The organism is Pseudomonas sp. PSE1(2024) (assembly GCF_050990555.1).
Classification (GTDB): domain Bacteria; phylum Pseudomonadota; class Gammaproteobacteria; order Pseudomonadales; family Pseudomonadaceae; genus Aquipseudomonas; species Aquipseudomonas aphyarum.
The window spans coordinates 6,001,354-6,027,215 of the sequence record NZ_CP158967.1; the positions used below are offsets into that span (position 1 = coordinate 6,001,354).

Annotated in this window: 25 protein-coding genes; 8 read left to right on the forward strand and 17 right to left on the reverse strand. The window is 63.6% G+C overall.

Translation table 11 applies throughout. The features are described 5' to 3' along the window. Positions 1-8: 8 nt before the first annotated feature. Positions 9-626, reverse strand: coding sequence for a PAQR family membrane homeostasis protein TrhA (gene trhA, locus ABTV87_RS27325; protein WP_011336351.1), 618 nt, complete (start codon positions 624-626; stop codon positions 9-11). A 142-nt stretch (positions 627-768) separates the two neighbouring features. Between trhA and ABTV87_RS27330 the strand changes: the two genes are divergently transcribed. Then, the gene (locus ABTV87_RS27330) at positions 769-1,686 is read left to right on the forward strand and encodes a LysR family transcriptional regulator (RefSeq protein WP_074690186.1); all 918 of its coding nucleotides are present in this window, start codon (positions 769-771) and stop codon (positions 1,684-1,686) included. Between the two features lie 117 nt (positions 1,687-1,803). On the opposite strand, the gene madM is transcribed toward ABTV87_RS27330, so the two are convergent. The 15 genes from madM to pilG all read right to left on the reverse strand — a co-directional run bounded on the left by madM (position 1,804) and on the right by pilG (position 19,017). After that, positions 1,804-2,568 (reverse strand): malonate transporter subunit MadM, encoded by a 765-nt coding sequence (madM, locus tag ABTV87_RS27335; RefSeq protein WP_007953314.1) that lies wholly within the window; start codon positions 2,566-2,568, stop codon positions 1,804-1,806. Between the two features lies 1 nt (position 2,569). Beyond that, positions 2,570-2,986, reverse strand: a complete 417-nt coding sequence (madL, locus tag ABTV87_RS27340) for a malonate transporter subunit MadL (RefSeq protein WP_433898640.1) — start codon at positions 2,984-2,986, stop codon at positions 2,570-2,572. A gap of 64 nt (positions 2,987-3,050) precedes the next feature. Then, positions 3,051-3,971: a malonate decarboxylase subunit epsilon gene (mdcH, locus tag ABTV87_RS27345; protein WP_433898641.1), complete on the reverse strand. Its 921-nt coding sequence runs from the start codon at positions 3,969-3,971 to the stop codon at positions 3,051-3,053. After that, entirely contained in the window at positions 3,968-4,588 is a 621-nt protein-coding gene (locus ABTV87_RS27350; protein WP_433898642.1) for a malonate decarboxylase holo-ACP synthase, read from the reverse strand. Before ABTV87_RS27350 ends, mdcH begins: the two co-directional genes overlap by 4 nt. Continuing rightward, complete coding sequence (gene mdcE, locus ABTV87_RS27355) at positions 4,582-5,367, reverse strand: biotin-independent malonate decarboxylase subunit gamma (protein WP_085608869.1); 786 nt, start codon at positions 5,365-5,367, stop codon at positions 4,582-4,584. Before mdcE ends, ABTV87_RS27350 begins: the two co-directional genes overlap by 7 nt. Further along, positions 5,364-6,215 carry a biotin-independent malonate decarboxylase subunit beta gene (locus ABTV87_RS27360; RefSeq protein WP_433898643.1) on the reverse strand — a complete coding sequence of 284 codons (852 nt, stop codon included), beginning with the start codon at positions 6,213-6,215 and terminating at the stop codon, positions 5,364-5,366. The genes mdcE and ABTV87_RS27360 overlap by 4 nt, the downstream gene beginning before the upstream one ends. Then, on the reverse strand, positions 6,208-6,507 hold the full coding sequence (locus tag ABTV87_RS27365; RefSeq protein ID WP_258712499.1) for a malonate decarboxylase subunit delta: 300 nt from the start codon (positions 6,505-6,507) through the stop codon (positions 6,208-6,210). The genes ABTV87_RS27360 and ABTV87_RS27365 overlap by 8 nt, the downstream gene beginning before the upstream one ends. Next, on the reverse strand, positions 6,507-7,379 hold the full coding sequence (locus ABTV87_RS27370) for a triphosphoribosyl-dephospho-CoA synthase (protein WP_433898644.1): 873 nt from the start codon (positions 7,377-7,379) through the stop codon (positions 6,507-6,509). The genes ABTV87_RS27365 and ABTV87_RS27370 overlap by 1 nt, the downstream gene beginning before the upstream one ends. Then, positions 7,379-9,049, reverse strand: coding sequence for a malonate decarboxylase subunit alpha (gene mdcA / locus ABTV87_RS27375; protein ID WP_221535391.1), 1,671 nt, complete (start codon positions 9,047-9,049; stop codon positions 7,379-7,381). Before mdcA ends, ABTV87_RS27370 begins: the two co-directional genes overlap by 1 nt. Positions 9,050-9,148: 99 nt before the next feature. Continuing rightward, positions 9,149-9,619 (reverse strand): chemotaxis protein CheW, encoded by a 471-nt coding sequence (locus ABTV87_RS27380; RefSeq protein WP_433898645.1) that lies wholly within the window; start codon positions 9,617-9,619, stop codon positions 9,149-9,151. Next, on the reverse strand, positions 9,612-15,527 hold the full coding sequence (locus ABTV87_RS27385) for an Hpt domain-containing protein (protein ID WP_433898646.1): 5,916 nt from the start codon (positions 15,525-15,527) through the stop codon (positions 9,612-9,614). The genes ABTV87_RS27380 and ABTV87_RS27385 overlap by 8 nt, the downstream gene beginning before the upstream one ends. 35 nt (positions 15,528-15,562) lie before the next feature. Beyond that, a complete protein-coding gene (locus ABTV87_RS27390) occupies positions 15,563-17,623 on the reverse strand; it encodes a methyl-accepting chemotaxis protein (protein WP_115079501.1) in 2,061 nt (686 codons plus the stop codon). A 13-nt stretch (positions 17,624-17,636) separates the two neighbouring features. After that, positions 17,637-18,176 (reverse strand): chemotaxis protein CheW, encoded by a 540-nt coding sequence (locus ABTV87_RS27395; protein WP_007953327.1) that lies wholly within the window; start codon positions 18,174-18,176, stop codon positions 17,637-17,639. A gap of 10 nt (positions 18,177-18,186) precedes the next feature. Beyond that, positions 18,187-18,552 carry a twitching motility response regulator PilH gene (gene pilH / locus ABTV87_RS27400; RefSeq protein WP_007953328.1) on the reverse strand — a complete coding sequence of 122 codons (366 nt, stop codon included), beginning with the start codon at positions 18,550-18,552 and terminating at the stop codon, positions 18,187-18,189. A gap of 60 nt (positions 18,553-18,612) precedes the next feature. Then, positions 18,613-19,017, reverse strand: a complete 405-nt coding sequence (pilG, locus tag ABTV87_RS27405; protein ID WP_007953330.1) for a twitching motility response regulator PilG — start codon at positions 19,015-19,017, stop codon at positions 18,613-18,615. A 225-nt stretch (positions 19,018-19,242) separates the two neighbouring features. Between pilG and gshB the strand changes: the two genes are divergently transcribed. The 7 genes from gshB (at position 19,243) to ABTV87_RS27440 (ending at position 25,265) form a co-directional block, all read left to right on the forward strand. Then, entirely contained in the window at positions 19,243-20,193 is a 951-nt protein-coding gene (gene gshB, locus ABTV87_RS27410; RefSeq protein WP_221535388.1) for a glutathione synthase, read from the forward strand. 107 nt (positions 20,194-20,300) lie between these two features. Next, positions 20,301-21,200 (forward strand): energy transducer TonB, encoded by a 900-nt coding sequence (locus ABTV87_RS27415; RefSeq protein WP_433898647.1) that lies wholly within the window; start codon positions 20,301-20,303, stop codon positions 21,198-21,200. A gap of 170 nt (positions 21,201-21,370) precedes the next feature. Then, positions 21,371-21,943 carry a YqgE/AlgH family protein gene (locus ABTV87_RS27420; RefSeq protein WP_007953333.1) on the forward strand — a complete coding sequence of 191 codons (573 nt, stop codon included), beginning with the start codon at positions 21,371-21,373 and terminating at the stop codon, positions 21,941-21,943. Then, the gene (gene ruvX, locus ABTV87_RS27425) at positions 21,943-22,380 is read left to right on the forward strand and encodes a Holliday junction resolvase RuvX (RefSeq protein ID WP_007953334.1); all 438 of its coding nucleotides are present in this window, start codon (positions 21,943-21,945) and stop codon (positions 22,378-22,380) included. The genes ABTV87_RS27420 and ruvX overlap by 1 nt, the downstream gene beginning before the upstream one ends. A gap of 81 nt (positions 22,381-22,461) precedes the next feature. Next, positions 22,462-22,965: a bifunctional pyr operon transcriptional regulator/uracil phosphoribosyltransferase PyrR gene (pyrR, locus tag ABTV87_RS27430; protein ID WP_433898648.1), complete on the forward strand. Its 504-nt coding sequence runs from the start codon at positions 22,462-22,464 to the stop codon at positions 22,963-22,965. A 27-nt stretch (positions 22,966-22,992) separates the two neighbouring features. Next, positions 22,993-23,997, forward strand: a complete 1,005-nt coding sequence (locus ABTV87_RS27435) for an aspartate carbamoyltransferase catalytic subunit (RefSeq protein WP_007913665.1) — start codon at positions 22,993-22,995, stop codon at positions 23,995-23,997. Beyond that, positions 23,994-25,265, forward strand: coding sequence for a dihydroorotase (locus tag ABTV87_RS27440; protein ID WP_433898649.1), 1,272 nt, complete (start codon positions 23,994-23,996; stop codon positions 25,263-25,265). The genes ABTV87_RS27435 and ABTV87_RS27440 overlap by 4 nt, the downstream gene beginning before the upstream one ends. A gap of 35 nt (positions 25,266-25,300) precedes the next feature. Here ABTV87_RS27440 and ABTV87_RS27445 read toward each other — a convergent pair whose 3' ends face one another. Continuing rightward, entirely contained in the window at positions 25,301-25,735 is a 435-nt protein-coding gene (locus tag ABTV87_RS27445) for an NINE protein (RefSeq protein ID WP_007953343.1), read from the reverse strand. Positions 25,736-25,862: the final 127 nt, after the last annotated feature.

Genomic DNA, 25,862 nt, shown 5'->3' on the forward strand with positions numbered 1-25,862 from the left:
ATTTGCGATTAAAGGACGTAAAACAGAATCGCCACAAAGTGCAGCAGGCTCCCGGCGATCACGAACAGATGCCAGATCCCGTGGGCATGTCGCAACCGGTGATCAAGGGCAAAGAAGATGATCCCCACGGTGTACAGCACGCCACCCGACGCCAGCCAGGCAAACCCCGCCGTCCCGAGCGCTGCTATCAGCGGCTTGACCGCCACCAGCACGATCCAGCCCATCACCGCGTAGATCACGATCGACAGGATCCGCGCCTCCGAGCGCGGCTTGATCTCTTGCAGGATGCCGATCAACGCCAGCCCCCAGACAATCCCGAACAGCGTCCAGCCCCACGGCCCGCGCAGCGTCACCAGACAGAACGGCGTGTAACTGCCGGCGATCAGCAGGTAGATCGAAAAGTGATCGACCTTCTTCATGATCGCTTTCTTGCGCCCGCGCACGCTGTGGTAAACGGTGGACGCGCTGTAGAGCACCAGCAAGGTGAAGGCGTAAATCGCCACGCTGACAATCTTCCACGGGCTGCCGTCGAGGCTGGCAATCACCAGCATCCAGACGCCCCCGACAAACGCCGCTACCGCCCCGACCAGATGCGTCCAGGCGTTCAGTTTTTCTCCGTGATACATGTGTCGCACACCTCGATTTCATTTACCGCAGCGCGCAAGGCTCGGGCCTTGAGCGTAAAAGCGCAATGTTTCCGTTCAACGCGGGCCTGCACCTGCCCTGATATTTGGGCACAATCGACCGATACCAAGAAGAGTCCGCGCCATGCTGATCGACGAAGAATTGACCCTGAAGAAACTCGAGGTGTTCCTCGCCTTCATGCGTACCGGCAACCTCGCCCGCGCCGCCGCCGAGTTGCAGACCAGCAACGTCAGCGTGCACCGCGCGATCCATTCGCTGGAAAGCGCCCTGCGCTGCCCGTTGTTCAAACACGAAGGACGCAACCTGACGCCGCTGGAGAGTGCCTACGTGCTCGAAGAGCGGGCGCAGAAACTGATTCAGGACGTGGTCGAAAGCGTGCGCCTGACCCGCGAAGCCGCCGGGTTCTCGGCCGAGCGCTTCAAGCTAGGCTCGCTGTATTCGCTGACGGTGAAAACCGTGCCGCAGCTGATCATGGGTTTGAAGATCCGCCGCAGCGAACTCAACATCGACCTGATCCTCGGCTCGAACATCGACCTGCTCTACAAGCTGAAGAACATGGAAGTCGACGCGATCCTGGTGTCGCTGGACGACACCGTCAACGACCCGGACTGCGAACAGATTCCGCTGTTTTCCGACGACATCTTCCTCGCTACGCCAGCCGATTCGCGCTTCGCCCAGCGCAGCGAAGTGGATCTGGCAGAGGTACGCGATGAGACCTTTATTACCCTGACCCAAGGCTTCGCCACCCATCAGGATGGTATCCGGGTGTTCAGGCAGGCGGGGTTCGAGCCGAAGGTGGCGATGCAGGTCAACGACATCTTCACCCTGCTGAGCATGGTCAGCTCCGGGGTCGGTTATGCGTTGCTGCCGGGGAGGATTGCGGCGGTGTACGAGAACCGGGTGAAGCTGATTCCGTTGCAGGAGAAGTACCGGTTGCAGCAGCACATCGGGGTGGTGTTTTTGAAGGCAAAAGAGCGGGATCCGAATTTGCTGGCATTGCTGGCGGAGTGCCGGATGTATGCCAATCGCCAGACCACCTAACGATCGTTCCCACGCTCTGCGTGGGAATGCCTCAATGGACGCTCTGCGTCCGCTTTTGGGACGCGGAGCGTCCCGGGCTGCATTCCCACGCAGAGCGTGGGAACGATCAACGATCTGTTAGCCAACGATTCCGCGAACAATGAAGAACAGCAGCGATGGACCCAGCAAGCACCCAAGCCCGGTGTGGAAGGTCGCGGTCAAAGCGCCATAAGGCACCAACCGCCGATCCGTCGCCGCCAGCCCCGCCGTCACACCACTTACCGTACCGGCCAGCCCGCCGAACACCATCGCCGAGCGCGGGTTATCCAGGCCCATCCAACGCGCCGCCACCGGCGTGCCGACCATCACCAGAATCGCCTTGATCAACCCGGTGGCAATCGACAACGCCATCACATCCGACGTCGCGCCAATCGCCGCACCCGTCACCGGCCCGACAATGTAAGTCACCGCACCCGCGCCGATGGTAGTCATGCTCACCGCATCGCGATAACCGAACGCGTAGGCCATGCACGCGCCGACAATGAACGGCAGGATCGTGCCCAGCAGCAGCGCAATCACGCCGATCATCCCGGCCTTCTTCGCCTCGGTCGCCTGCACCTCAAACGCCGTGGCAACGATCGCAAAGTCCCGCAGCATCGCGCCGCCCATCAGCCCGATGCCGGAGAACAGCGTCAGGTCCGCCAGGCCCTTCTGCCCGCCCGTCATCGTGCCGCCGACCCAGGCCAGCACCAGGCCGATGACGATGGCAATCGCCGAGCCGTGAATCCGCCCGAAGGTCAGGCGTTTGGAGAGGATCACCGAGACCCACATGATCACGCCGACGAAGGCGAACGCGGTGATCAGACCGTTGTGTTCCAGACCTTTTTCAATGAGATCCCACATATCAGCGACCTCCTACCGGTGTGCCGACCGGGGAGATTTCCGCCGGTTCGTCGGGCAAAGGCTCGCCCTTGTGGGTGCGGCTGATCAGGGCAATCGTGCAGCCACAGACCACCACCGAACCGATCGCCGCCAGCACCGCCACCGGGCCGCCGTGCAGGGCGGTGACGACGTTCTGTTGCGCGGCCATCGCCACCACCACGGGAATGTACATGGCGCCCCAGAAGCCGACGCCCATCTCGCACTCCTTGGTCATGCCGCCGCGCTTCTGCATCCACAACCGCGCGCAGATCAACAGGATCATGGCGATGCCGACCCCGCCGACGTTGGATTTGACCCCCAGCAGCACGCCGAGCAGGTCACCCATGATCACCCCTGCCAGCGTACAGATCGCCAGCAGCGCCACACCGTAAATAATCATTGTTGTAGTCCTCAAAGTGCATCGTCGAATGTTGTTTTTGTTGTTCGAAGCCTGAGTCGGTGATTTAGGGTCGTCGGCCCTCCTCTTCACGCAACAGCGCCTGCAAGGTGTCGAGCCGGGCACTGTCGAAGGCAGTGACGGTGCCCTGTTCGAACACCCGGAGCGCCAGCCCGGTCAACACCGCACCGGGCGGCAGTTCGATCTGTAGACGAACGCCGCGCTCGTAAGCGCTTTGCACGGTGCCGCGCCAGTCCACCACGCGGCACATGTTGAAGGCGAGGTCGTCGCGCAGTGCTTCTACCTGGGTCACAGGCCTTGCGCGGCTGCCGCTCAGGTAAGCGATTTTCGGTATTTTCAGTTCTACCCTGGCGAACGCTTCGGCGAGGGTTTGCGCAGGCTGATCCAGCAACGGGCAGTGCGACGGCACGCTGACCGCCAGACGTTTTGCCAGCCCGGCACCACGACTGCGCGCCAGCTCGGCGACCGCTTGCATCGCCTTGTCACCGCCAGCGATCACCACCTGGTTATCGGCGTTGATGTTGGCCAGGTACACCGGTGTTTCTGCGCTGTGTACCTGCGCCAGCAGCGTTTCGACTGTGGATAATTGCAGGCCGATGATCGCGGTCATGCCGAAGCCCTGTGGATAAGCCTGCTGCATCAACTCGCCACGCAGACTGACCAGATGCAACGCATCGCTGAAACTCAACGCTCCGGCGACCACCGCTGCCGGGTAGGCACCGATGGACAGACCTGCGACGTAATCCGCGGCAAGTCCGTCCCGCAATAATTGCCGCGAGGCCGCGACTCCGGCGATCAGCAGGCAAAGCTGAACCGCCCGGGTGCCGCGCAGCGCTTCGCTGGAATCCAGCCGCAAGACATCTTCACCGAGGCTTTCACTGGCCTCGATCAGCGTTTCCCGAGGCAAACGCTGGAGCATGCCGGGCTGCTGCGCGCCCTGACCGGGAAACACCAGCAGACTGCTCACGCTGCCTGCTCCTGCGGGTTCCACGGATCAGACACCAGACAGACTTCATGGGCGTTTTTCAGCAGCACCCGCAGAGCATTTCCGGCCCATTCGCGCAGGGCGACGGCACCGAACGGCGTCTGCAATTGCAGATCGACCCGGCAGATCGCCTGATCGAAAACCGCCACCAGTTTGCGTGCCTGATTACGGGTGATGAGTTGCGGTGTACGCAGGATCAAATCGAGATCGCTGGCTTGGTGCATCGCCGTAAATCCACTGGCCAATTCAAACCCGACGCTGCCACTGACGCCCCAGATCCAGCCGCAATCATCGAGTACCGGCCGCAGTTGCCGCAGCGTGTGCATGACCGGCAGATCACGCTCGCTCTCGACCTGACAAAGCGCTTCCGGGCTGACCCGACAGGCAATCGAATCGATCGCCATGAACGCCGCCAAGCGCTGCTCGCGCAACCGACCGCGCACGCCCACCGCCACGAACCCGTCTTCACTCAACGCCCGCCGCACCACCACCGGTTGCCCGGCCGCCAGCGAATCAATCGCCCACTGCGGCGCATCCGCCGGCAACTGCGCCGGCGTCATGCCCCACAGCAGGTCGTGGGCCAGAGGCGTGTTCACCACTGCGCCCTCAGCAGTTCCCGTACGCGGCTGGACGCTTCACGATTTTTCGCGCCGAGACGATTGCTCAGATCAGTCGACGAAATATCGCCGATGGCTTGCTTCAGGCATTCGCTTACTCGCGCCAGATCCTCCGCCGTCGGCTGCTCGATCTGCTGCACCGACAGGGTTTCCCAGAGCAACCCGAGGCTGGCATAGCTGTCGATGTCATACGCCATCGGCGGCACGCTGGACGCCAGGGCTTCCAGTTCTTCGACGCTGCGCAAGGTCACCCGCGCCGCCGACGCCTTACCCATCGCATGCACCATCACCCCCGGATCACGCAGGGCAATCAAGCGATTGGCCTGATAACCGTGAGCGAGAAACGCCCCGGACATGGCCTTGCCCACCAGCAGCGCAATCACCGGATGCCCGGCCAGACGGGCGCGGGCATAAGCGTCCGCCGCACCGGCCAGAGCCTGATGAATGCCGAGGGCTTCTTCGCGGCGACCGTAGGCCTGGCTCGGCACATCGACGATGGCGATCAGTGGGCGCTTTTGCGTTTTGTCTCGGTCGGCGGTGATCGCATCATCCACCGCCTTGGCCAGACCCCAGCCTTCGAGCAAACCGACTTCGCCGTTGCGAGCGCGGGGGAAACGGTTTTGCGGATCGGCGACCACCGCGATAAAGCGCCCGAGCTCACCGTCAGCGACCTTCAGCGATGCCGGCAAACCCTGAACGGCATTCGCCCCAGCGCTCAAGGCGTTGAACCAGTTCAAACCGCGCACGGAATAACCACTCATGAGCGCTCTCCTTGATACAGATCGCGAACCACCGAAGGCTCGATTTGCTTGTCAGTGTCCAGGCTCGTCAGGCGTTGCAGGAACCATTCGGCCCGTTGACTGCGCGGTTGCGCTGGCAGGCCTTGTTGCAGCAACTCGCCGACCTGTTGGCGAATCTGCGCCACGTCATCGGCGACATAACGGTCCACCAGACCACTGGCAAACCGTTGCTCGCCGCCGGTCAGGCTCCAGATGAAGGGCCGGTCGCGGGAGTCGTATTCCTCGATCCCGGCTTCCTGCTCGATCACCTGCGGGCCGTTCAGGCCGAGGCGCGCCTCCTGGGTCACCAGCAAATAGCTGCACAGCGCGGCGGCAATCGACATCCCGCCAAAGCAGCCGACGCTGCCGGCGACCACGCCGACCACCGGCTGGAACTGCTGCAAATCGACAATCGCCGCGTGGATGTCAGCAATCGCCGCCAGCCCGAGGTTGGCTTCCTGCAAGCGCACGCCGCCGGTTTCCAGCAGCAGGATGGCGCGGGTCGGAATGCCTTTGCGGTTGTCCTCGGCGGCCAGTTCCAGTGCGCCGGCGATTTTCGCGCCGCCGACTTCACCGAGGCTGCCGCCCTGAAACGCGCCTTCAATCGCCGCGATCACCACCGGCGAACCCTCGAGGCTGCCCTTGGCGATCACCACGCCGTCATCGGCCTGCGGCACCACGCCCTGACGTTCGAGCCATGGCGACATGACGCGTTGAAACGGGTCGAGCAATTCGCGGAAGGTGCCGGCGTCGAGCAAGGCTTTCGCCCGCTGCCGGGCGCCGAGTTCGACGAACGAATGTTTGTGCAGAAGCGCTGAGGTATCAGTCATGGCTGATCTCCTCGAAGCCTTGCTCCAGACGCAGGCGCACCACGCCCGGGGTCGCGCCGAAGTCGTGAATATCGATGGCCATCGCCGGTGGCGTGGTGCCGTCGAACATCCGCGCGAACAGATGCTGCCAGCGCTGCTCGGCGCCGTTGACCGAGGTTTGCACATTGATTGTCAGTTTGCCGGCCAGGCCCGGTTCGATCAGCACTTCCAGATCGCCCGAACCGACACAACCGACCAGCGCCCGACCGCGCGGCGGCTGCCCGGCGGGGAATTCAAAGGATAAGGTTTCCATCAAAACGCTCCCTGAAGGATGCCGTCGCGCTCGATTCGATCAAGCAGCAGAGTGGCGGCGAGCAAGTCGGCGGCGCCACCGGGCGAGGCATTCAATGCGATGAGTTGTTGATCCAGTTCGTGCAGGCGGCGGCGACCGGTGAGGCTGGCGCTGCCACCGGCGTCGAGCACTGCCTGGGCGCCGTGCTGCATGGCGTGCAGGCCCTGTTCGCCGGCGCGGTACAGCACGCAGGTGTCGGTCAGCTCAGTCATGATTGCGAGCAAGGCATCGAGCCGGGCGTTCTGTTCGCCATGGCCGGCGGCGCGGCTGCGTTTGAGCTGCGGCAGGCCGCGTTGCACCACGGACGGGAAGCCGAGTTGCGCTTCTTCCCGGGCACCGCGAGCGCCGTAGCGTTGGGCGACTTGGGCGCCGTGGCTCAGCGGACGCGGCGCATAACGGTCATCGAGCAATGCCAGACGCGCAGCGCGCAGGGTGACGGCTCCAGCGCTGGTGGATTTGGTGTCCAGCCCAGCAGCCGTGAGTAGCAGGCCCAGCGCCCAGATCGCCCCGCGATGGGTGTTCACGCCGTTGGTGGTGGCGAGCATCGCTTGCTCGCCTTCCCTTCCGATGCGGCCGATGGCTTCGCGCAGCGGCAAGCCGATCTCGCCGAATTCGAGCGCGGCTTCGGCCATTTCCTTGAACGCCGGCCACAACGCCAGTGCCGAAGCGTGCATCAATCCCAGGTGCAGATCGGTGTGCGCACCGTTGCCACGTCGGTCCACCAGCGCCGGTTTTGGTGACAGGTCGGCTTCGTCGATCAGCGCGTCCACGGCCAGATCCGCCAGCCGTTCCGCGAGGGTGATGGTTTTCGGTTGCAGGTTGAGTGCGTGCATTACCAGCTCCTGAACTTGGCGGGCGGGTTGTAGAGGCCGCCGGACCACTCGACCAGATCGGCCACGCTCTTCGCCGCGAGCAGTTCGCGGGTGGCGTCGGTGCGACGGATGCCGAGGTCTTCGGGCAAGGCGATCAGGCCTTCGCGGCGCATGCGTTCGGTGTCTTTCGGGTTGTGGCGCAGGCCGATGGCGGTGACGCCGGCGACTGCAGCGATCATCGCCTGACGCTCTTCCAGCGAACGCGCCTTGTACAGGTAGGCGATGCCCTCTTCGGTGAGCAGGTGAGTAACGTCGTCGCCGTAGATCATAATCGGCGCCAGCGGCATCCCGCTTTTCTTCGCCACCTCCACTGCGTCTAGGGTTTCGACGAAGGTCGGTTTGCCGCCCTCCTGGAACGTTTCGACCATTTGCACCACGAGTTTCTTGCCGCGTTCGAGCATCGGTTGCTGCGAGTCGTCGAGGCGCATGTCGAGCCAGGCCGGAGTGCCGTGACGGCGGCCGCGCGGGTCGTGGCCCATGTTCGGCGCGCCACCGAAACCGGCGAGACGGCCACGGGTGACGGTGGAGGAATGACCATCACCATCGACTTGCAGGGTTGCGCCGATGAACAGGTCCACGGCGTATTGCCCGGCCAGTTGGCAGAACATCCGGTTGGAACGCAGCGAGCCGTCACGCCCGGTGAAGAACACGTCGGGACGGGCGGCGATGTAGTTTTCCATGCCCAGTTCGGTGCCGAAGCAATGCACGCTTTCGACCCAGCCGCTTTCAATCGCCGGGATCAGCGTCGGGTGCGGGTTGAGCGTCCAGTTGCGGCAGATCTTGCCCTTGAGGCCGAGGGATTCGCCGTAGGTCGGCAGGATCAGTTCGATGGCCGCGGTGTTGAAACCGATGCCGTGGTTCAGCGACTGCACGTTGTGTTTTTCGTAGATCCCGCGGATCGCCATCATCGCCATCAGCACGTGCACAGGCTTGATGTGGCGCGGGTCGCGAGTGAACAGCGGCTCGATGTAGAACGGCTTGTCCGCCACCACCACGAAATCGACCCACGATGCGGGGATGTCCACACGAGGCAGTTCGCTGACGTCGTCCACCAGTTGGTTAACCTGGACGATGACGATGCCGTCGCTGAAAGCGGCCGGTTCGATCAGCGCCGGGGTGTCTTCGGTGCTCGGGCCGGTGTAGATGTTGCCGGCACGGTCGGCCATGAACCCGGCCGAGAGCACGACGTTGGGAATCAGATCCACCACCAGTCGGGCGTAGAGTTCGATGTAGGTGTGGATCGCGCCGACTTCGAGCAGACCGTCTTCGAGCAACTGGCTGATGCGCAGGCTCTGGGTGCCGGCGAAGGAGAAATCGAGCTTGCGGGCGATGCCGCGTTCGAACAGGTCCAGATGCTCGGAGCGACCGACGCTGGGCATGATCATGTGCAGATCGTGGAGCTTTTCAGGATCGGCCTTGGCCAGCGCACGGGAAAGAAAATCCGCCTGCTTCTGGTTGTTGCCCTCCAGCACCACACGGTCGCCCGGATGGATCAGCGCTTCGAGTGCCGCGACGATTTTGTCGGTGGGCAACACCGCACCGTCGGCCAGCCCGCGCACCTTGTCGAGGCGCCGCTGCTTCTCGTCACGCCGCCGCGTCCAGCGCGAGTCGGGGGAAATGGTTGTTGTCATGCTCACTCCACGGGGTTCGCTGTCGTGGAGCTACCTTAGGAGTGTGATCGAGGGGCATCAATCAAGCGCAGTGGCGAACCGTTACGGTGAGCGTAACGATCAGTGGACAAGCCCCGCATCCACCAACAATGTTTCCAGCGCCAACAAATCCGGCACCTTCGCCACCTGCTCCCCGACCTGCACCGCCGCCTGCTCCAGCGCACACAACGGCACGTCGACATAACTCAACTGACTGTCGAGCTTGTACGAGCGCGGAATCCCCTGCACCAGCAGCGCGATGAACTTCAACTCCGGCCGCCCGCCGAGGGCGTTGAGGATGACGATCCGTGCCCGTTCGCCGATGACGATCTTGTTGCCGCACGCCGACTCGAAACTCAGCAGCGGAATCTGCCGCTCGCGCCAGGTCACCCGACCGAGATACCACGGCGGCGTATCAAGATCGAAGGCGCTCGACTGGTAGTCGATCAGCTCGGCGACGGCGACGTTGGGCAGGATCAGGTTGCGATCCGCCAGCGGCAGCAGCAGCCCGGTGAGTTGGCTGCTGCGCTGGTTGTGCCGGCGTTCATGCATGTTTTTTGCTCCACAGGGCGATGCTTTCGAGCAGCACCGATTCCTGGTACGGCTTGCCGAGGTAGTCGTTGACGCCGATGGCCATCGCGCGGTCGCGGTGTTTCTGGCCGGTGCGCGAGGTGATCATGATGATCGGCAGGTGTTGCAGGCGTTCGTCGTGACGCACCTGGGTCGCCACTTCGAAGCCGTCCATGCGCGGCATTTCGATGTCGAGCAGCATCAGGTCCGGCATGTGCTCCTCCAGCAGCAGCATCGCATCGACCCCGTCCTTGGCGGTCAGCACGTTCATGCCGTGGCGTTCGAGCAGACGGCTGGTGACCTTGCGCACCGTGACCGAATCGTCGACCACCATCACCAGCAACGGCTTCTGCGGTTCGCTCTCGATTTCGTGACTGGCCGGACGCTGCGGCAACCGCGCCTGCATCGCGCGGATTGGCGCCAGCAGGTCGAGAATCAGCACCACCCGGCCATCGCCGAGGATTGTCGCCCCGGACACGCCCTGCACCGATGCGAACTGCGGGCCGAGGCTCTTGACTACGATTTCGCGGGTGCCGGCCATCGTGTCGACCTGCACCGCGATGTGCCGGTCGTTGCACTGCACCAGCAAGACCGGCACCGGCAGGCTCTGGCCGGACAGTTTTGGCCGTGGCGCGGTTTTCAGCAGCTCGCCGAGGTAGCACAGTTCATAACGCTGGCCGCCGTACTGATAACTCGGCGGATCGAGACGGAAATGCCCGTCCAGTTCGTTCGGCAGAACGCGGACGATGCCGTCGATGGTGTTCAGCGGAATCGCGTACTGATCCTCACCGCACTGCACCATCAGCGCACGGTTGACCGACACGGTGAACGGCAGGCGAATGCGAAAGTGCACGCCCTGCCCCGGCACCGAGTCGATGCTCATGGTGCCGCCCAGTTGCCGGACTTCTTCGTGCACCACGTCCATGCCCACGCCGCGCCCGGAAATCTGGGTGATTTTCTCGGCGGTGGAAAAGCCTGGCTGGAGGATGAACTGCAGCACTTCGCGGTCGCTGATGTCGGCGTCTGGCGCCAGCAGACCGCGCTTGATCGCCTTGCGTCGCACGGCATCCAGCGGCACGCCGGCGCCATCGTCGCGGATGTCGAACACGATGTCGCCGCCCTCGCGGGACAGGTCGAGGCTGATCTGCCCTTGTGCCGGTTTGCCCGCCGCCAGCCGGACTTCGGCGGACTCCAGACCATGGTCGACGGCATTGCGCAGCATGTGCTCCAGCGGTGCGGCCATGCGTTCGAGGACGTTGCGGTCCATCTCGCCTTCGGCGTTGCCGACGCTGAACGCGACGTCCTTGCCCAGCTCTTCGGCGACCTGCCGGACGATGCGTTTCAAACGCGGCAACATGCGTTCGAACGGCACCATGCGCGTGCGCATCAGGCCTTCCTGCAACTCGGTGTTGATCCGCCCCTGCTGCTGCAACAGGTTCTCGGCGTCGTGGGTGCGCCGGTCGAGGGTTTCCTTCAGATCCAGCAAGTCGGAAGCGGACTCGAACAGCGCCCGTGACAGCTGCTGCAACTGCGAATGGCGGTCCATTTCCAGCGGGTCGAAATCTTCGTAGCCGAGCCGTTCGGCATCCACTTGCTGACGACTGAGGATCCGGCCCTGGGTTTCAGTGTCGAGCCGGCGCAACTGGTCGCGCATACGCTCGATGGTGGTTTCCATCTCGTGCAGGGCGGTCTGCGCATCGCTGACTTGCTGTTCGATTCGCCCACGGAAAATCGAGGTTTCGCCGGCGAGGTTGACCAGCTCATCCAGCAGCTCGGCGGAGACCTTGACCATGTCCGCCCCGGCCTCGGGCGCCGGGGCAGCAGGCTCGACCTTGACCGCCACCGACGGCACGGGCGCCGGGGTCTGCACGACCAGCGGATGGCTGAAATTCTGGATCGCGCTGATCAGCCGGTCCGCCGGCGGACACGGCTGACCGGCGCGCACCGCGTCGAGCATCTGCGCCAAGCGGTCCTGGCCGCGCTGCAACAGCGCGAACAGTTCGGCGCTGCCTTGCAGGGTGCCGGCGGACAGGCTTTCGTAGAGGTTTTCCAGCTCATGAGCGAGGTCGCCAATCGGGCCGATTTCCACCATCCGCGCGCCGCCCTTTAGGGTATGCAGGTCACGCAGCAGGGTTTCCACTTCCTGGCGATTGCCGGGCTCGGCCTGCCAGCGCAGCAGCGCGGCACCGGAGTTTTCGATGATGTCGAAACCTTCCTCGAGGAAGATCTCCAGCAGCTCCGGATCGTGTCCGGGGCCGTCCTGCGTGACAGTGGCTGATGGCGTTTCGGGACTGGCGCTCGGACCCTGGCGAAAGCGACGGATCGCCTCGATCAGGTCCTGTGCCGGATCCAGCGGCTGGTGCCGGTGCAACTGTTCGAGGAACTGCGCCAGACGCTCGTGGCTCTGGCGCAACAACCGACCCAGAGCTTCGCTGTGGCTGTAACGCCGATCCACCAGCCCTTCGTAAAGGCCTTCCAACTCATGGGCCAGATCGCCGACCGCCGCCACTTCAGCCATTCGCGCACCGCCCTTGAGCGTGTGCAAATCCCGTTGCAGCGACGACAGCGGTGCGCCGTTTTCCGGATCCTTCAGCCAGCGCTGCAAGGCTTGGCCGGCGCTGTCGAGAATGTCGACCGCCTCTTCGAGGAAGATCTCGACGATCTCGTCGTCCGGCCCGCTGTCGACGCTGTGTTGTTGCAGTTCGGCGGTGGCGCTGCCCAGTTCGCGGATGCTCAGGGTGCGGCTGCCGTCGCTGCGGATCAGGCCCATGGCCGACGGATCGAGGCTCTCGTCGAGCAGTTCGTGCAAGGCGCGGATACGTTGCGGTTGCGGGGTGATTTCCTGGCCGGCGGCCAGTTCGTCGAGCATGTTGATCAGCGCTTCGTGGGCCTGCTGCGCCTCATGGAAAAACCGCTCGCTGACCGCCAGGCTGCTCTCTTCGACGGCGCCGTACAGGTCGAGCAAGGCTTCACACAACACGTCCACCGGCAGCAGATCCGCCAGGTGCGCGCCTTCGCCCAGGGTGGTCAGCTCATCCAGCAGCGTGCTGAGTTCCTGACGTTCACCGGGGTGCTGCTGCCAGCGCTGCAGGAGGTTTTCGGCGTCGAGCAGGATGTCCATGCCCTGGGCCAGGAAGTTGTTGATCAGTTGCGGATCGCGCTTGACCCGCAACGCACTGCTCGGGGCGTTGAGGATCGATTCCAGACGCTCACCGAGCAGGGTTTCGGTGCGTTTGATCAGCGACTGCGCGCCGACAATCGGCGCCAGCGGATCGTGTTTGAGCTGACGCAGACCGACGCGGAACAGGCCTTCGGCTTCGAGCAGCAGCTCCACTTCGTCGAGGTCCAGCGCCAGTTGATGGGCCTTGAATTCCCGGGCCAGTTTGTCGAGCGGCGCCGCCAGTTCGGCAATCGGCGACACCCCCGCCATCGATGCGCTGCCCTTGAGGGTGTGCAGCGCGCGCTGCAACTCGTCGCTGGCCTGCAATGGCACATGCTCGGCGGCCTGATCGAGAAAACGGTTGAGGCTGGCGAGGTGGGTTTCGGCTTCGTTGCGGAAGATCTCCAGCAACAACGGATCGAGGGCCGCGACGTCTTCCACGTCTTCGGCCGGCAGCGGCGTGTCGCCCTTGGCTAGCGCGTGGGCCCGGGCCGCCAGTTGATCGACATCGTGGCGCTGACGCTGACCGTTGGTGGCGAATTCGGCGATCAGATCCGGCAACAGCAGCAGGGTGTCGGCCAGCAACTGGCGCACCGCCGGGCCGGGTTCGACGCTGTGTTCCAGCACGCGGTTAAGCAGGTTTTCTACTGCCCAGGCCAGCTCGCCGAGGACCAGCGCGCGCACCATCCGGCCGCTGCCCTTGAGGGTGTGGAAGGCGCGGCGCAGTTCACTCAGGGCGGCGCGGTCATCGGGCTCGGCAGACCAGCGCGGCAGGTATTCGCTCAGCACCTCGAGCACTTCCCCGGTCTCTTCGAGGAACACTTCGCGCAACTCGTCATCCACCGGCTCTTCATCGGCTGGTGGCGGCAGCAGGCTACCCGGCGTGGTCAGCGCCGGCGGGTTGACCGCCGACACCGGGCTGGCCAGCACTTCGGCCAACGACTGCACGATCTGCGGGTCGTCCAGCTCCTGCAAATCCTGCATCACCAGCGCTTCGCTGGGGCTGAGAACATCATCGAGCACCGGCACATGCGGCTCGCCGGGCTGTTCGTCAGGAAAGAAACCGAGACTGGCGAGGCTTTTCTGCGCGATATCCAGCAAATGCTCGCTCGGTGCCTGCGGGTCGTCGGTCAGGCGTTCGAGGTAATACTCGAGGCTGGTGATGGCGTCGGCGAGGCTGTCGAGTTGCTGCCAGCCCGGCTCGTGAGGGTCGAGCAACAGATGTTCGCGGATAAATCCGTTGCAGGCTTCGAGCAGGCTTGCCGCACGCGCCAGCGGGATCATCGCCAGCGCGCCGCGCACCTGGGTCAGCAGCGCCGGCAGGCTTTGCAGTTGCTGGCGATCCCAGTCGGCGTCGATGTAGTCGACGATCATGTCTTTGGCCTGTTGCAGGCAGATGCGCGCTTCCTTGATCACGATCTGATGAATCTGCGTCAGGTCGGTAGTCGGCAGGCGCGAGTCCTCGGGGCTCTCCGGTTCCACCGTGCCGACCATCCCGGCGAGCGTCGCTTCGACGTAGAGCAAGGCGCCGGCGACGTCCATCAGCGTGGCGTCGTTCGGCTCGCGCTGGCCCTGCGCAAGGCTCAGCACCACCGCCAGTTGATCGATGATCACCTTGCGCGGCTGGCCGAAACCGAGCACCGCCAGGGTGTCGGCGATCTGCCGCAGCGGCGCCAGCAGGCTGTCCAGATCCGAGGCGTGCTGGCGGTCGCTGCGCACGAACAGGTCGAGGCGTTCCTTGACCCGCACCAGCTCTTCGCACAGCGCCGCGAGCACCGAGCGCATGGCATCGCGGTCAGGGCCGGCCAGGCGCGCGCGTTCTTCGTCGACCATCGCGCTGTCCGGCAGCGCGTCGTCCAGGGAGTAGCGATCTTTCATGGTCAGCATCTGCCCGGTGGGATGTTCGGCTTTGGCGATATAAAACAGCAGGCTTTTCAGCAGTTCAGGCGGTGGCGGCTGGTTGAGGCCGCGCATGCCCTGTTCGAGCAGGCGCTTGAGTTCCTTGTCGGCGTCCTTGAACAGGCTGCGCAGGGCCGGGCTGTTGGCGATACGCCCTTCGCGCATGCCCTCGACGAGTGCCGAGGCGACCTGCCACAACGGGCTCAGCGGCGAGTTACCGCTGAGTGCTTCAAGACGGGTAAAGACCTTGGCCAGATAAGCGAGGTGCGTCTGGTCGTCCTGTTCGCGGAGCAATCCGACCAGCGCCATTTGCAGCATCTGGCGCAATTTGCGCAGCACGTTCGGCAGCTCCGCCGGTTCCAGCAGCGCCAGGGTTTCCTCGCCCAGCGGCGCCAGCTCGGGCAACTGCGGGCTGAACAGGCTGGTTTCCGACAACAGGCTTTCGCCCCGGGCGCTGCGCAAGTCGTTGATCAGCGGCAGCACCACCAGCGGCAGATCACGGCGGGCGCCCTGCACGCGGTCGAGGTAGATCGGCAACTGACCCAGCGCCTGCAACAGCAAGTGCAGCGCTTCGTCGCGGTGGCTGACGCGGTCGTTCTGCAACGCTTCGACCAGGTGTTCCATTTCTTCGGCGAGCAATGCCGCGCCGTAGAACTCGACCATCTGCAGGCTGCCGTGCACCTGATGGATGCAGGCCAGGCATTCGTCCAGCCCGGGCACCGACTGCGGATCGTCGAGCACGGCTTCGATGGCCTGATGCGCCTGCCTCAGCGTCTCGGCTATTTCACCCTTGACCCATTCGAGGGCCACGTAGTCGTGCCGGTCACCCATAACCACTCCGCTCGACATGGACTCGCCCGCAGGCCTCACGCCTTGTCCGCGACGGGCGCAGGCGCCGCCGGCAAGGTGAACCCGGACACCGAGCGACGCAACTGGCTGGCCATTTTCGCCAGGTTGCCGATGCTCTCGGCGGTGGCCGTGGAGCCGGACGAGGTCTGCGAGGTGATCTGCTGGATCACGTTCATCGTCAGGGAAATCTGCCCGGCCGAAGACGTCTGCTGCTGCGCCGCGTTGGAAATGCTCTGGATCAGCGCCGCGAGGGTCTTGGACACGCCTTCGATTTCTTCCAGGGCCACACCGGCATCCTGCGCCAGCCGCGCGCCGCGCACCACTTCGGTGGTGGTCTGCTCCATGGAAATCACGGCTTCGTTGGTGTCGGTCTGGATCGCCCGCACCAGCGTCTCGATCTGCCGGGTCGCGGCTGAGGAACGCTCGGCCAGCCGCTGCACTTCATCGGCCACCACCGCAAAACCGCGCCCGGCGTCACCGGCCATCGAGGCCTGAATTGCCGCGTTGAGGGCAAGAATGTTGGTCTGGTCGGCGATGTCGTCGATCAGGCTGACGATGTCGCCGATTTCCTGGGACGACTCGCCCAGACGCTTGATGCGCTTGGCGGTGTCCTGAATCTGTTCGCGGATGTTGTCCATGCCGTGGATGGTGTTGTGCACCACCTCGTTGCCCTTGTTCGCGATCTCCACCGACCGCTCGGCCACCGCCGAGGATTCAGCGGCGTTGGCCGACACCTGATCGATGGACTGGGCCATGTCGCTGATCGCGGTCGAGGCTTCGGAAATCTGCTGGGCCTGATGCTCCGAGGCCTGGGCCAGGTGCATGGCGGTGGCCTGGGTTTCCTGCACCGCAGCGGCGACCTGGCCGGCGGTGAGGTTGATGGTGGCCACCAGATCGCGCAACTGGTCGACGGAATAGTTGATCGAGTCGGCGATGGTCCCGGTGAAGTCTTCGGTCACCGAGGCCGTTACGGTCAGGTCGCCGTCAGCGAGGTCTTCGATCTCGTCGAGCAGGCGCATGATCGCATTCTGGTTGCGCTCGTTCTTCTCGGCGGTCTCGCGCAACTGACGGTTGGTTTCCCGGACCATGACCATGCCGATCAGGATGATCGAAGCCAGCGCCAACAGGCCCAGCACATAACCGCCAATGGTGTCGGTGTTGCGCCCGCCGGCGAGGTTTTCGAAACGGCTGGCCAGGTGCGAGGCTTCGTCGAGCAGGGTCTGCGACAGGCTGAAAATATTGGTGGCCGATTCACGGACCTTGAACAGCTCAGGCGAGGTTTCGAGGATTTCATCCACGGAACCTGAGACAAACTGGAACAGCTCGGAAATTTCGCTCAAGCGAGCGCGGGCGTCGCGGTCTTCGACCTGACTGATCTTCAGCGCCGGGTTGCCCTGCAGCATGCCGTTAAGCACCTGACCAAAGCGTGCGGCATCGCGACCGAAGGCATCGGCAGCCTGCTGGGAGTTTTCATCACCCGACAGCACGGTGTTCACCGCGCCAAGAATCCGCTCGGCCAGGAGCGACTGACGCTGGGCCATCGCCACCTGCGCGGCAGGAGCGCCGCGTTGCAGGAGAATTTCCACGACCTTTTCGTATTCGATCTGCAACTGCGGCACGGTTTCGGCCAGAGTCGCGGCCACCTGATGAAGCGATAGCACGGTCTGTTCGCTGGAGAGAATCGCGTCGGTGTTTTTCAGCAGGCGTTCCCAGTCCAGTTGCACGGCGCGCATTTCCGGGCGCACGGTGGACGGCGCCGGCGGCAGGCCGGTGGCCGGGTCGCCTTTCTTGAGGTAACCCCAGCGCTGGGCGAAGTCGTTGCGCGCATCGCTCAACAGTTTGAACGCGGCGGCCTTGCCGGCGGCGGCTTCGGTGGCGTTCTTGGCGATCCGCTGCGACAGCACCCGCAGCTCGCCGGCGTGGCCGATGTACTGCTTGTCGTAGTTGGCCTGGGTGTTGAGGTAAGCGAAGTTGGCGAACAGCAGCATGATGAACACGATCAGTGCGATGAACAGCACGATGATCTGCGAGCGGCTGCGCGAGCCTTCTGCGGGCTTGCCTGTTTTTGCTTTGATCATCGGTCCTCGCCTGTTAAACCGCGACGTGCATGAAACTCGGTGACTGCGCCAGCGCAAACAGGCTGAACACCCGCCAGTTCTGCTCGCGCCGGAAATAGCCCTTGATGAACTCGCCCTTGGAGCCTTGCCGTTTACTGATCGAGACGGATTCGAAGCTGTCCTGCTCGAAGTGCTGCAGGCCGAAGACTTCATCGACCAGCAACCCGGCAAACACGTCCTGATGCTCTACCACCAGTACCCGCCGCTGTTTGCGCATCGGTGACAGCTCATGGCCGAAAAAGCCGCACAGGTCCATGACCGGCAGCAGTCGCCCGCGCAGGTTGGCCACGCCCTTGACCCACGGTTTGACGCCCGGCAACTGGGTGACGCGCAGTTCGGGCAGCACTTCGCTGACTTCGCCCATCGGCGTGACGTACCAGTGCTCGCCCAGACGAAAGCCGATGCCGCTCCAGCGATCCTGACGCGCCGGTTGCGACGGCAGGTCCGCCGCCAGCAGGCGACAGCGCTGGTCGATCTGCCACAACAGTTCGAACGCGGTCAGCGACTCGCTCATGGCGGCGCGATCAACCGGCCAGCACGTTGTTCAGGGTCTTGATCAGCGTGTCTTCGTCGACCGGTTTGGTCAGGTAGTCCTTGGCGCCCTGGCGGGTGCCCCAGACCTTGTCGGTCTCCTGATCCTTGGTAGTAATGATGATCACCGGGATGTGGCTGGTTTCCGCATCCTTGGTCAACTGACGGGTAGCCTGGAAGCCGTTGAGGCCGGGCATGACGATGTCCATCAGCACCGCGTCGGGTTTTTCCTGGCGGGCCAGGGCCACGCCGTCGGCGCCGTTTTCGGCTTTCAGCACTTCGTGCCCGTGCTTTTCCAGCATGCCGGTGAGTTTGTACATTTCGGTCGGCGAATCATCGACGATCAGGATACGTGCCATGGTCTTCCCCATTTTTCTTGTCGACACCGGGCCCGCTGGCCGAGCGTCTCTGTGCGTGTCTTACTGCGGCAAAGCGGCAGCGAAGCCCGGAACATGGGCCGAAATCGCGTCGAGCAGTTCTTCCTTGCTGAAAGGCTTGGTCAAAAATTGATCGGAACCGACAATCCGCCCCTTGGCCTTGTCGAACAGCCCGTCCCGGGACGACAGCATGATCACCGGCGTGCCCTTGAACGCGTTGTTGTTCTTGATTAAAGCGCAGGTCTGATAACCATCCAGACGCGGCATCATGATGTCGACAAAGATGATCCCGGGATGGTGGTCGGCGATCTTCGCCAGGGCGTCAAAACCGTCGATCGCGGTGATGACTTCGCACCCTGCATTTTTCAACAGGGTCTCGGCGGTGCGACGAATCGTTTTCGAGTCGTCGATCACCATGACCTTCAAGGCGCTGGACTGCTGTTCCATAAGGGGGCTCTACCGTCGCCTTTGCGAATCAATTTGTCCGTTTTGCGATGCGTAATGGCTGGAAACCCTTGATGTTCAAGGGCCAGCACGACATGGCAGCCTTTTTAGCACAGTCTCCTGATCCAATCTATCGACGGGTTTTTCCTTGACCGAAAACCCGCCCGGCGCCACTCTGGCGGCACTTTTTTCATACCGATCCGGTAGCCAATTTTCGAGGAAAACCTAATGAGCGTTCGCGTCGGGATTGTCATGGACCCTATCGCCAGCATTTCCTATAAAAAGGATAGCTCGCTGGCCATGCTGCTGGCGGCGCAGAAGCGCGGCTGGGAACTGTTCTATATGGAACAGAAAGACCTTTATCAGGGCGAAGGCCAGGCACGGGCGCGGATGAAGCCGCTGAAAGTCTTCGCCAACCCGGAAAAATGGTTCGAACTGGGCACCGAGCAGGATTCGCCGCTCAGCGACCTGAACGTGATCCTGATGCGCAAGGATCCGCCGTTCGACATGGAGTTCGTCTACTCCACCTACCTGCTCGAACAGGCCGAGTCCGCCGGGGTGCTGGTGGTCAACAAGCCGCAGAGCCTGCGCGACTGCAACGAAAAGCTGTTCGCCACGCTGTTCCCGCAGTGCACGCCGCCGACCGTGGTCAGCCGCCGCGCCGACGTGCTGCGTGAATTCGCCGCCAAACACGGCGACGTGATCCTCAAGCCGCTGGACGGCATGGGCGGCACCTCGATTTTCCGTCACCGCGCCGGCGATCCGAACCTGTCGGTGATCCTGGAAACCCTGACCGCCCTCGGCGCCCAGCAGATCATGGGCCAGGCCTACCTGCCGGCAATCAAGGACGGCGACAAGCGCATCCTGATGATCGACGGCGAGCCGGTGGATTACTGCCTGGCGCGAATTCCGGCCCAGGGCGAAACCCGTGGCAACCTCGCGGCCGGTGGTCGTGGCGAAGCTCGTCCGTTGACCGACAAGGATCGCTGGATCGCCGCCCAGGTTGGCCCGACCTTGCGCGAAAAAGGCCTGCTGTTCGTCGGCCTGGACGTGATTGGCGAGCACCTGACCGAAATCAACGTCACCAGCCCGACCTGCATCCGCGAAATCGACAATGCCTTCGGCACCGACATCGGCGGCCTGCTGATGGATGCCATCGAGAAAAAGCTGCAAGCTTGATGTGCATCACATGCAGCCTGTCGCTTGATGCTTGAAGCTAAAGGCGTGAAACCAACATTGCGTTATCATGCGCGGCCTGTGAAAAACGCGATGTTGGTTTTCTTGTCATGACACTTCCGTCCGATCTGCCCGCTGAACTCGCCCATAAAGGCGTGCGCCCGGTCGATCGCCTCGGATTTACCCTGTTTCTCGCGGCGCTGATCCATTTGGCGCTGCTGCTCGGCGTGGGTTTCACCATGGTCGAGCCCAAGCAGATCAGCAAAACCCTGGAAATCACCCTCGCCACCTTCAAGAGCGAAAAGAAGCCGGCGAAGGCTGACTTCCTCGCCCAGGAAAACCAGGAAGGCAGCGGCACCCTCGACAAGAAGGCGATCCCCAAGACCACCGAGGTCGCGCCGTTCCAGGACAACCAGGTCAAGAAAGTCACCCCGCCGCCAGCCGCCAAGCCGGAAGTGCAGGAAGCCGCACCCAAAGCAGCGGTGACCACCGTCGCGCCGAAACCGAAAAAGGCGCCGACCAAGAAAGAAGAAGCCAAGACCGAGACCAAACCGACGGTCGACGCCCCGACCTTCGACAGCTCGCAGCTCTCCAGCGACATCGCCAGCCTCGAAGCCGAACTGGCCAACGAACAACAGCTCTACGCCAAGCGCCCGCGCATTCACCGCCTGAGCGCGGCGTCGACCATGCGCGACAAGGGCGCCTGGTACAAGGACGAGTGGCGCAAGAAGGTCGAGCGCATCGGCAACCTCAATTACCCCGACGAAGCCCGGCGCAAGCAGATCTACGGCAATCTGCGCCTGATGGTGTCGATCAACCGCGACGGCTCGCTGTATGAAGTGCTGGTGCTGGAGTCTTCCGGCCAGCCGCTGCTGGATCAGGCAGCACAACGCATCGTGCGCCTGGCAGCCCCGTTTGCACCGTTTACCGGGGACCTGTCGGACATCGACCGACTGGAAATCATCCGCACCTGGAAATTCGCTCGCGGTGACAAGCTCTCCAGTAACTGACCCTCCGCAGCCCCCTGTGGGAGCGAGCCTGCTCGCGAATGCGGTGGATCAGCTACATCGATATTGAATGACACACCGCTTCCGCGAGCAGGCTCGCTCCCACATTGGATCGGTGTATTGCTTACATCTCCAGCTTGTCAGTTCGCCCCCCGAACGCCACACTAGCGCACATGAAAAACGTCAGCCCCAGCTACCTCAAGCATCACTTCCTGATCGCCATGCCACACATGGCCGACCCGAACTTTGCCCATACCTTGACCTACATCGTCGAGCACACGGCCAATGGCGCCATGGGGCTGGTGGTCAACCGACCGCAAGAGCTGAATCTGGCCGACATCCTCGAACAATTGCGCCCGGACATCGATCCGCCAGCGCTGTGCCAGCATGTGCCGATCTTCATCGGCGGCCCGGTGCAGACTGATCGCGGTTTTGTCCTGCACCCGGCGGGCAAGACCTTCCAGGCCACCGTCGAGCTGGACGGCGATCTGGCCCTGTCCACCTCGCAGGACGTGCTGTTCGCCATCGCCGACGGCGTGGGCCCGGCCAAAAGCGTCATCACCCTTGGTTATGCGGGCTGGGAAGCCGGGCAACTGGAGGCCGAGCTGGCCGACAACGCCTGGCTGACCTGCCCGTACGACGCCGACATCCTGTTCAACACCAGCAGTGAACTGCGCCTGGAAGCGGCGGCCAAGCACCTGGGGATCAACCTCAGCCTGCTGACCAGCCAGGCAGGACACGCCTGATGGCCCTGCGCCTGATCCTCGGCTTCGACTACGGCACCAAACAGATCGGCGTGGCGGTCGGCCAGGTGATTACCGGCCAGGCCCGCGAACTGTGCACCTTGAAGGCGCAAAACGGTGTGCCGGACTGGAATCAGGTCGAAGCCCTGATAAAGGAATGGAAACCCGACGCCGTGGTGGTTGGCCTGCCGCTGAACATGGACGGCACGCCCAGCGAGATGTGCGCCCGCGCCGAGAAATTCGCCCGACGCCTCAACGGCCGCTTCAACCTGCCTTTCTATACCCACGACGAACGCCTGACGACCTTCGAAGCCAAGGGCGAGCGACTGGTGCGCGGCGGACAGAAAGGCAGCTACCGCGACAACCCGGTGGACGCCATCGCCGCCGCCCTGCTGCTGCAAGGCTGGCTCGACGAAAACACCGCACTATTTGAATCCTGACAAGCGCTACGGCGCTTTTCTTTTGGTTACAACCCGAGCCACGGTTCGCGAGAACCGGCTCGACCCCAAGAAGGAGCAACCATGAGCCTGCCCAATCCCGCCGATCTGATCAGCCAGATGGCGACCCGCCTCAAGGCGCACCTTGCCCAGCGTGATATCAACGAACCGCGTTACATCGGCATCCGCACCGGCGGCGTCTGGGTCGCCCAGGCCCTGCTCGCAGAGCTGGGCAGCGACGCGCCATTGGGCACGCTGGATGTTTCCTTCTACCGCGACGACTTCAGCCAGAACGGCCTGCACCCGCAAGTGCGCCCGTCCGCCCTGCCCTTCGAAATCGAAGGCCAGCATCTGGTGCTGATCGACGACGTACTGATGAGCGGCCGGACCATCCGCGCCGCCATGAACGAACTGTTCGACTACGGCCGCCCGGCCAGCGTGACGCTGGTCTGCCTGCTGGACCTGGACGCCGGCGAACTGCCGATCCGCCCGAACGTGGTTGGCGCGACCCTGTCGCTGGCCGCCCACGAGCGGGTCAAGCTGTCCGGGCCGGAGCTGGCCCTCGAACTGCAAGACCTTGCCCTTTAATCCGCCCTATTGAGAGTCCCCCTCGCGATGACGCCTCTAGATACCAAGCGCCCGCTGCAGCTCAATGATCAGGGCCAGCTGCGCCACTTCCTCTCGCTCGACGGCCTGCGCCGCGAGTTGCTGACGGAAATCCTCGACACCGCCGACTCGTTCCTCGAAGTCGGTGCCCGGGCCGTGAAGAAGGTCCCGTTGCTGCGCGGCAAGACCGTGTGCAACGTGTTCTTCGAAAACTCGACCCGCACCCGCACCACCTTCGAACTGGCGGCCCAGCGGCTGTCGGCGGACGTGATCACCCTGAACGTGTCGACCTCGTCGGCCAGCAAGGGCGAAACCCTGCTCGACACCCTGCGTAACCTGGAAGCCATGGCCGCCGACATGTTCGTCGTGCGCCACGGTGATTCGGGCGCTGCACACTTCATCGCCGAGCATGTCTGCCCGCAAGTGGCGATCATCAACGGCGGCGACGGCCGGCACGCGCACCCGACTCAGGGCATGCTCGACATGCTGACCATCCGCCGCCACAAGGGCGGTTTCGAGAACCTCTCGGTGGCCATCGTCGGCGACATCCTGCACTCGCGGGTGGCGCGCTCGAACATGCTCGCCCTGAAGACCCTCGGTTGCCCGGACATCCGCGTGATCGCACCGAAGACCCTGCTGCCGATCGGCATCGAGCAGTACGGCGTGAAGGTCTACACCGACATGACCGAAGGCCTGAAAGACGTCGACGTGGTGATCATGCTGCGCCTGCAGCGTGAGCGCATGACCGGCGGCCTGCTGCCGAGCGAAGGCGAGTTCTACCGCCTGTTCGGCCTGACCACCGCGCGCCTGGCCGGCGCCAAGCCCGATTGCATCGTCATGCACCCGGGGCCGATCAACCGCGGCGTGGAGATCGAGTCGGCGGTGGCCGACGGCCCGCACTCGGTGATCCTCAATCAAGTCACCTACGGCATCGCGATCCGTATGGCCGTGCTGTCGATGGCCATGAGCGGACAAACAGCGCAGCGTCAATTCGAGCAGGAGAACGCCCAGTGAAGCTCAGCATTCTCGGCGCCCGCGTCATCGATCCAAGCAGCGGCCTGGATCAAATCACCGATATTCACGTTGAAGCCTGCAAGATCGTCGCCCTCGGCGCGGCACCGGCCGGTTTCGCCGCCGTCGAAACCATCGACGCCCAAGGCCTTGTTGCCGCTCCAGGCCTCGTAGACCTGAACGTCGCCCTGCGCGAGCCGGGCTACAGCCGCAAAGGCACCATCGCCAGCGAAACCCGCGCCGCTGCGGCCGGCGGCGTGACCAGCCTGTGCTGCCCGCCGAAAACCAAACCGGTACTCGACACCTCCGCCGTGGCCGAGCTGATCCTCGATCGCGCCCGCGAGGCCGGCAACACCAAAGTGTTCCCGATCGGTGCGCTGAGCAAAGGTCTGGATGGCGAACAACTGGCCGAGCTGGTCGCCCTGCGCGACGCCGGTTGCGTGGCATTCGGCAACGGCCTCGAAAGCTTCCGCAACACCCGCACCCTGTGCCGGGCGCTGGATTACGCGGCGACCTTCGACCTGACGGTGATTTTCAACTCGCAGGATCACGACCTCGCCGACGGCGGCCTGGCCCACGAAGGTGCCACCGCCAGCTTCCTCGGCCTGCCGGGCATTCCGGAAACGGCTGAAACTGTGGCCCTGGCCCGGGATCTGCTGCTGGTCGAGCAGACCGGCGTGCGTGCGCACTTCAGCCAACTGACCAGTGCTCGCGGCGTGGCCCTGATCGCTCAGGCTCAGGCCCGTGGTTTGAAAGTCACGGCGGATGTCGCCCTGTATCAGCTGATCCTGACGGACGAAGCCCTGATCGACTTCAGCAGCTTGTATCACGTGCAACCGCCGCTGCGCACCCGCGCCGACCGCGATGGTCTGCGCGAGGCGGTGAAGTCCGGCGTGGTCTCGGCCATCTCCAGCCATCACCAGCCCCACGAGCGCGATGCCAAACTGGCACCGTTCGGCGCGACCGAGCCGGGCATCAGCAGCGTCGAACTGCTGCTGCCGCTGGCGATGACCCTGGTCGAGGACGGTCTGCTGGATCTGCCGACCCTGCTGGCCCGTCTGAGCGCCGGCCCGGCCGAGGCCCTGCGCCTGCCGGCGGGCAAGCTGGCAGTGGGCGGCGCGGCGGATATCGTGCTGTTCGATCCGAAGGCCTCGACCGTGGCCGGCGAAACCTGGCTGTCGAAGGGCGAGAACTGCCCGTTCCTCGGCCATAGCCTGCCGGGTGTTGTGCGTTACACGCTGGTGGATGGCCGGATCAGCCATCAGGCGTAAAAAAATGGCGAGGGAGCCAGCTCCCTCGCCATCACTTACTGAAAGGCGCCCCGCCCTTCGGCGTTACGCACCGACACCTGATCGTTCAGCGTCCAGAAGTCATACAGCACCCCCAGAAAGAACAACCCGCCGGTCAGCAGATACACCACCCCGCTGATCCACTTGCCCTGATACATCCGGTGCACGCCGAGCGCGCCGAGGAAGGTCAGGAGAATCCATGCCACGTTGTACTCGATCGGGCCCGCCGCGAATCGCAGGTCGGCTTCGCGATCCATCGCCGGGATCAGGAACACGTCGATCAGCCAGCCGATCCCCAGCAACCCGAAGGTGAAAAACCAGATCGTGCCGGTCACCGGTTTGCCGTAATAGAAGCGGTGAGAGCCTGTGAAACCGAAAATCCACAACAGGTAGCCGATCACCTTGCTATGGGTGTCTTTTTCCTTCACACGGGGCAGCTGATAGCCGTTCATTAAGACCTCGATACACGCGATAGATAAATATTCTTTAATTCTTTGTGACTTTTTTACAGGTAGCCGACGTATGGCAAATGCTACCGTATCTCCCGTCAAAGCCTTATAGCACCGGACTCCTGTCCGA

What these genes read in the sequence shown, in the direction of transcription:
- trhA (WP_011336351.1), bottom strand. Translation starts at nt 626, where the DNA reads ATGTATCACGGAGAAAAACTGAACGCCTGGACGCATCTGGTCGGGGCG.
- ABTV87_RS27330 (WP_074690186.1), top strand. Translation starts at nt 769, where the DNA reads ATGCTGATCGACGAAGAATTGACCCTGAAGAAACTCGAGGTGTTCCTC.
- madM (WP_007953314.1), bottom strand. Translation starts at nt 2,568, where the DNA reads ATGTGGGATCTCATTGAAAAAGGTCTGGAACACAACGGTCTGATCACC.
- madL (WP_433898640.1), bottom strand. Translation starts at nt 2,986, where the DNA reads ATGATTATTTACGGTGTGGCGCTGCTGGCGATCTGTACGCTGGCAGGG.
- mdcE (WP_085608869.1), bottom strand. Translation starts at nt 5,367, where the DNA reads ATGAGTGGTTATTCCGTGCGCGGTTTGAACTGGTTCAACGCCTTGAGC.
- ABTV87_RS27360 (WP_433898643.1), bottom strand. Translation starts at nt 6,215, where the DNA reads ATGACTGATACCTCAGCGCTTCTGCACAAACATTCGTTCGTCGAACTC.
- ABTV87_RS27365 (WP_258712499.1), bottom strand. Translation starts at nt 6,507, where the DNA reads ATGGAAACCTTATCCTTTGAATTCCCCGCCGGGCAGCCGCCGCGCGGT.
- ABTV87_RS27370 (WP_433898644.1), bottom strand. Translation starts at nt 7,379, where the DNA reads ATGCACGCACTCAACCTGCAACCGAAAACCATCACCCTCGCGGAACGG.
- mdcA (WP_221535391.1), bottom strand. Translation starts at nt 9,049, where the DNA reads ATGACAACAACCATTTCCCCCGACTCGCGCTGGACGCGGCGGCGTGAC.
- ABTV87_RS27380 (WP_433898645.1), bottom strand. Translation starts at nt 9,619, where the DNA reads ATGCATGAACGCCGGCACAACCAGCGCAGCAGCCAACTCACCGGGCTG.
- ABTV87_RS27385 (WP_433898646.1), bottom strand. Translation starts at nt 15,527, where the DNA reads ATGGGTGACCGGCACGACTACGTGGCCCTCGAATGGGTCAAGGGTGAA.
- ABTV87_RS27390 (WP_115079501.1), bottom strand. Translation starts at nt 17,623, where the DNA reads ATGATCAAAGCAAAAACAGGCAAGCCCGCAGAAGGCTCGCGCAGCCGC.
- ABTV87_RS27395 (WP_007953327.1), bottom strand. Translation starts at nt 18,176, where the DNA reads ATGAGCGAGTCGCTGACCGCGTTCGAACTGTTGTGGCAGATCGACCAG.
- pilH (WP_007953328.1), bottom strand. Translation starts at nt 18,552, where the DNA reads ATGGCACGTATCCTGATCGTCGATGATTCGCCGACCGAAATGTACAAA.
- pilG (WP_007953330.1), bottom strand. Translation starts at nt 19,017, where the DNA reads ATGGAACAGCAGTCCAGCGCCTTGAAGGTCATGGTGATCGACGACTCG.
- gshB (WP_221535388.1), top strand. Translation starts at nt 19,243, where the DNA reads ATGAGCGTTCGCGTCGGGATTGTCATGGACCCTATCGCCAGCATTTCC.
- ABTV87_RS27415 (WP_433898647.1), top strand. Translation starts at nt 20,301, where the DNA reads ATGACACTTCCGTCCGATCTGCCCGCTGAACTCGCCCATAAAGGCGTG.
- ABTV87_RS27420 (WP_007953333.1), top strand. Translation starts at nt 21,371, where the DNA reads ATGAAAAACGTCAGCCCCAGCTACCTCAAGCATCACTTCCTGATCGCC.
- ruvX (WP_007953334.1), top strand. Translation starts at nt 21,943, where the DNA reads ATGGCCCTGCGCCTGATCCTCGGCTTCGACTACGGCACCAAACAGATC.
- pyrR (WP_433898648.1), top strand. Translation starts at nt 22,462, where the DNA reads ATGAGCCTGCCCAATCCCGCCGATCTGATCAGCCAGATGGCGACCCGC.
- ABTV87_RS27435 (WP_007913665.1), top strand. Translation starts at nt 22,993, where the DNA reads ATGACGCCTCTAGATACCAAGCGCCCGCTGCAGCTCAATGATCAGGGC.
- ABTV87_RS27445 (WP_007953343.1), bottom strand. Translation starts at nt 25,735, where the DNA reads ATGAACGGCTATCAGCTGCCCCGTGTGAAGGAAAAAGACACCCATAGC.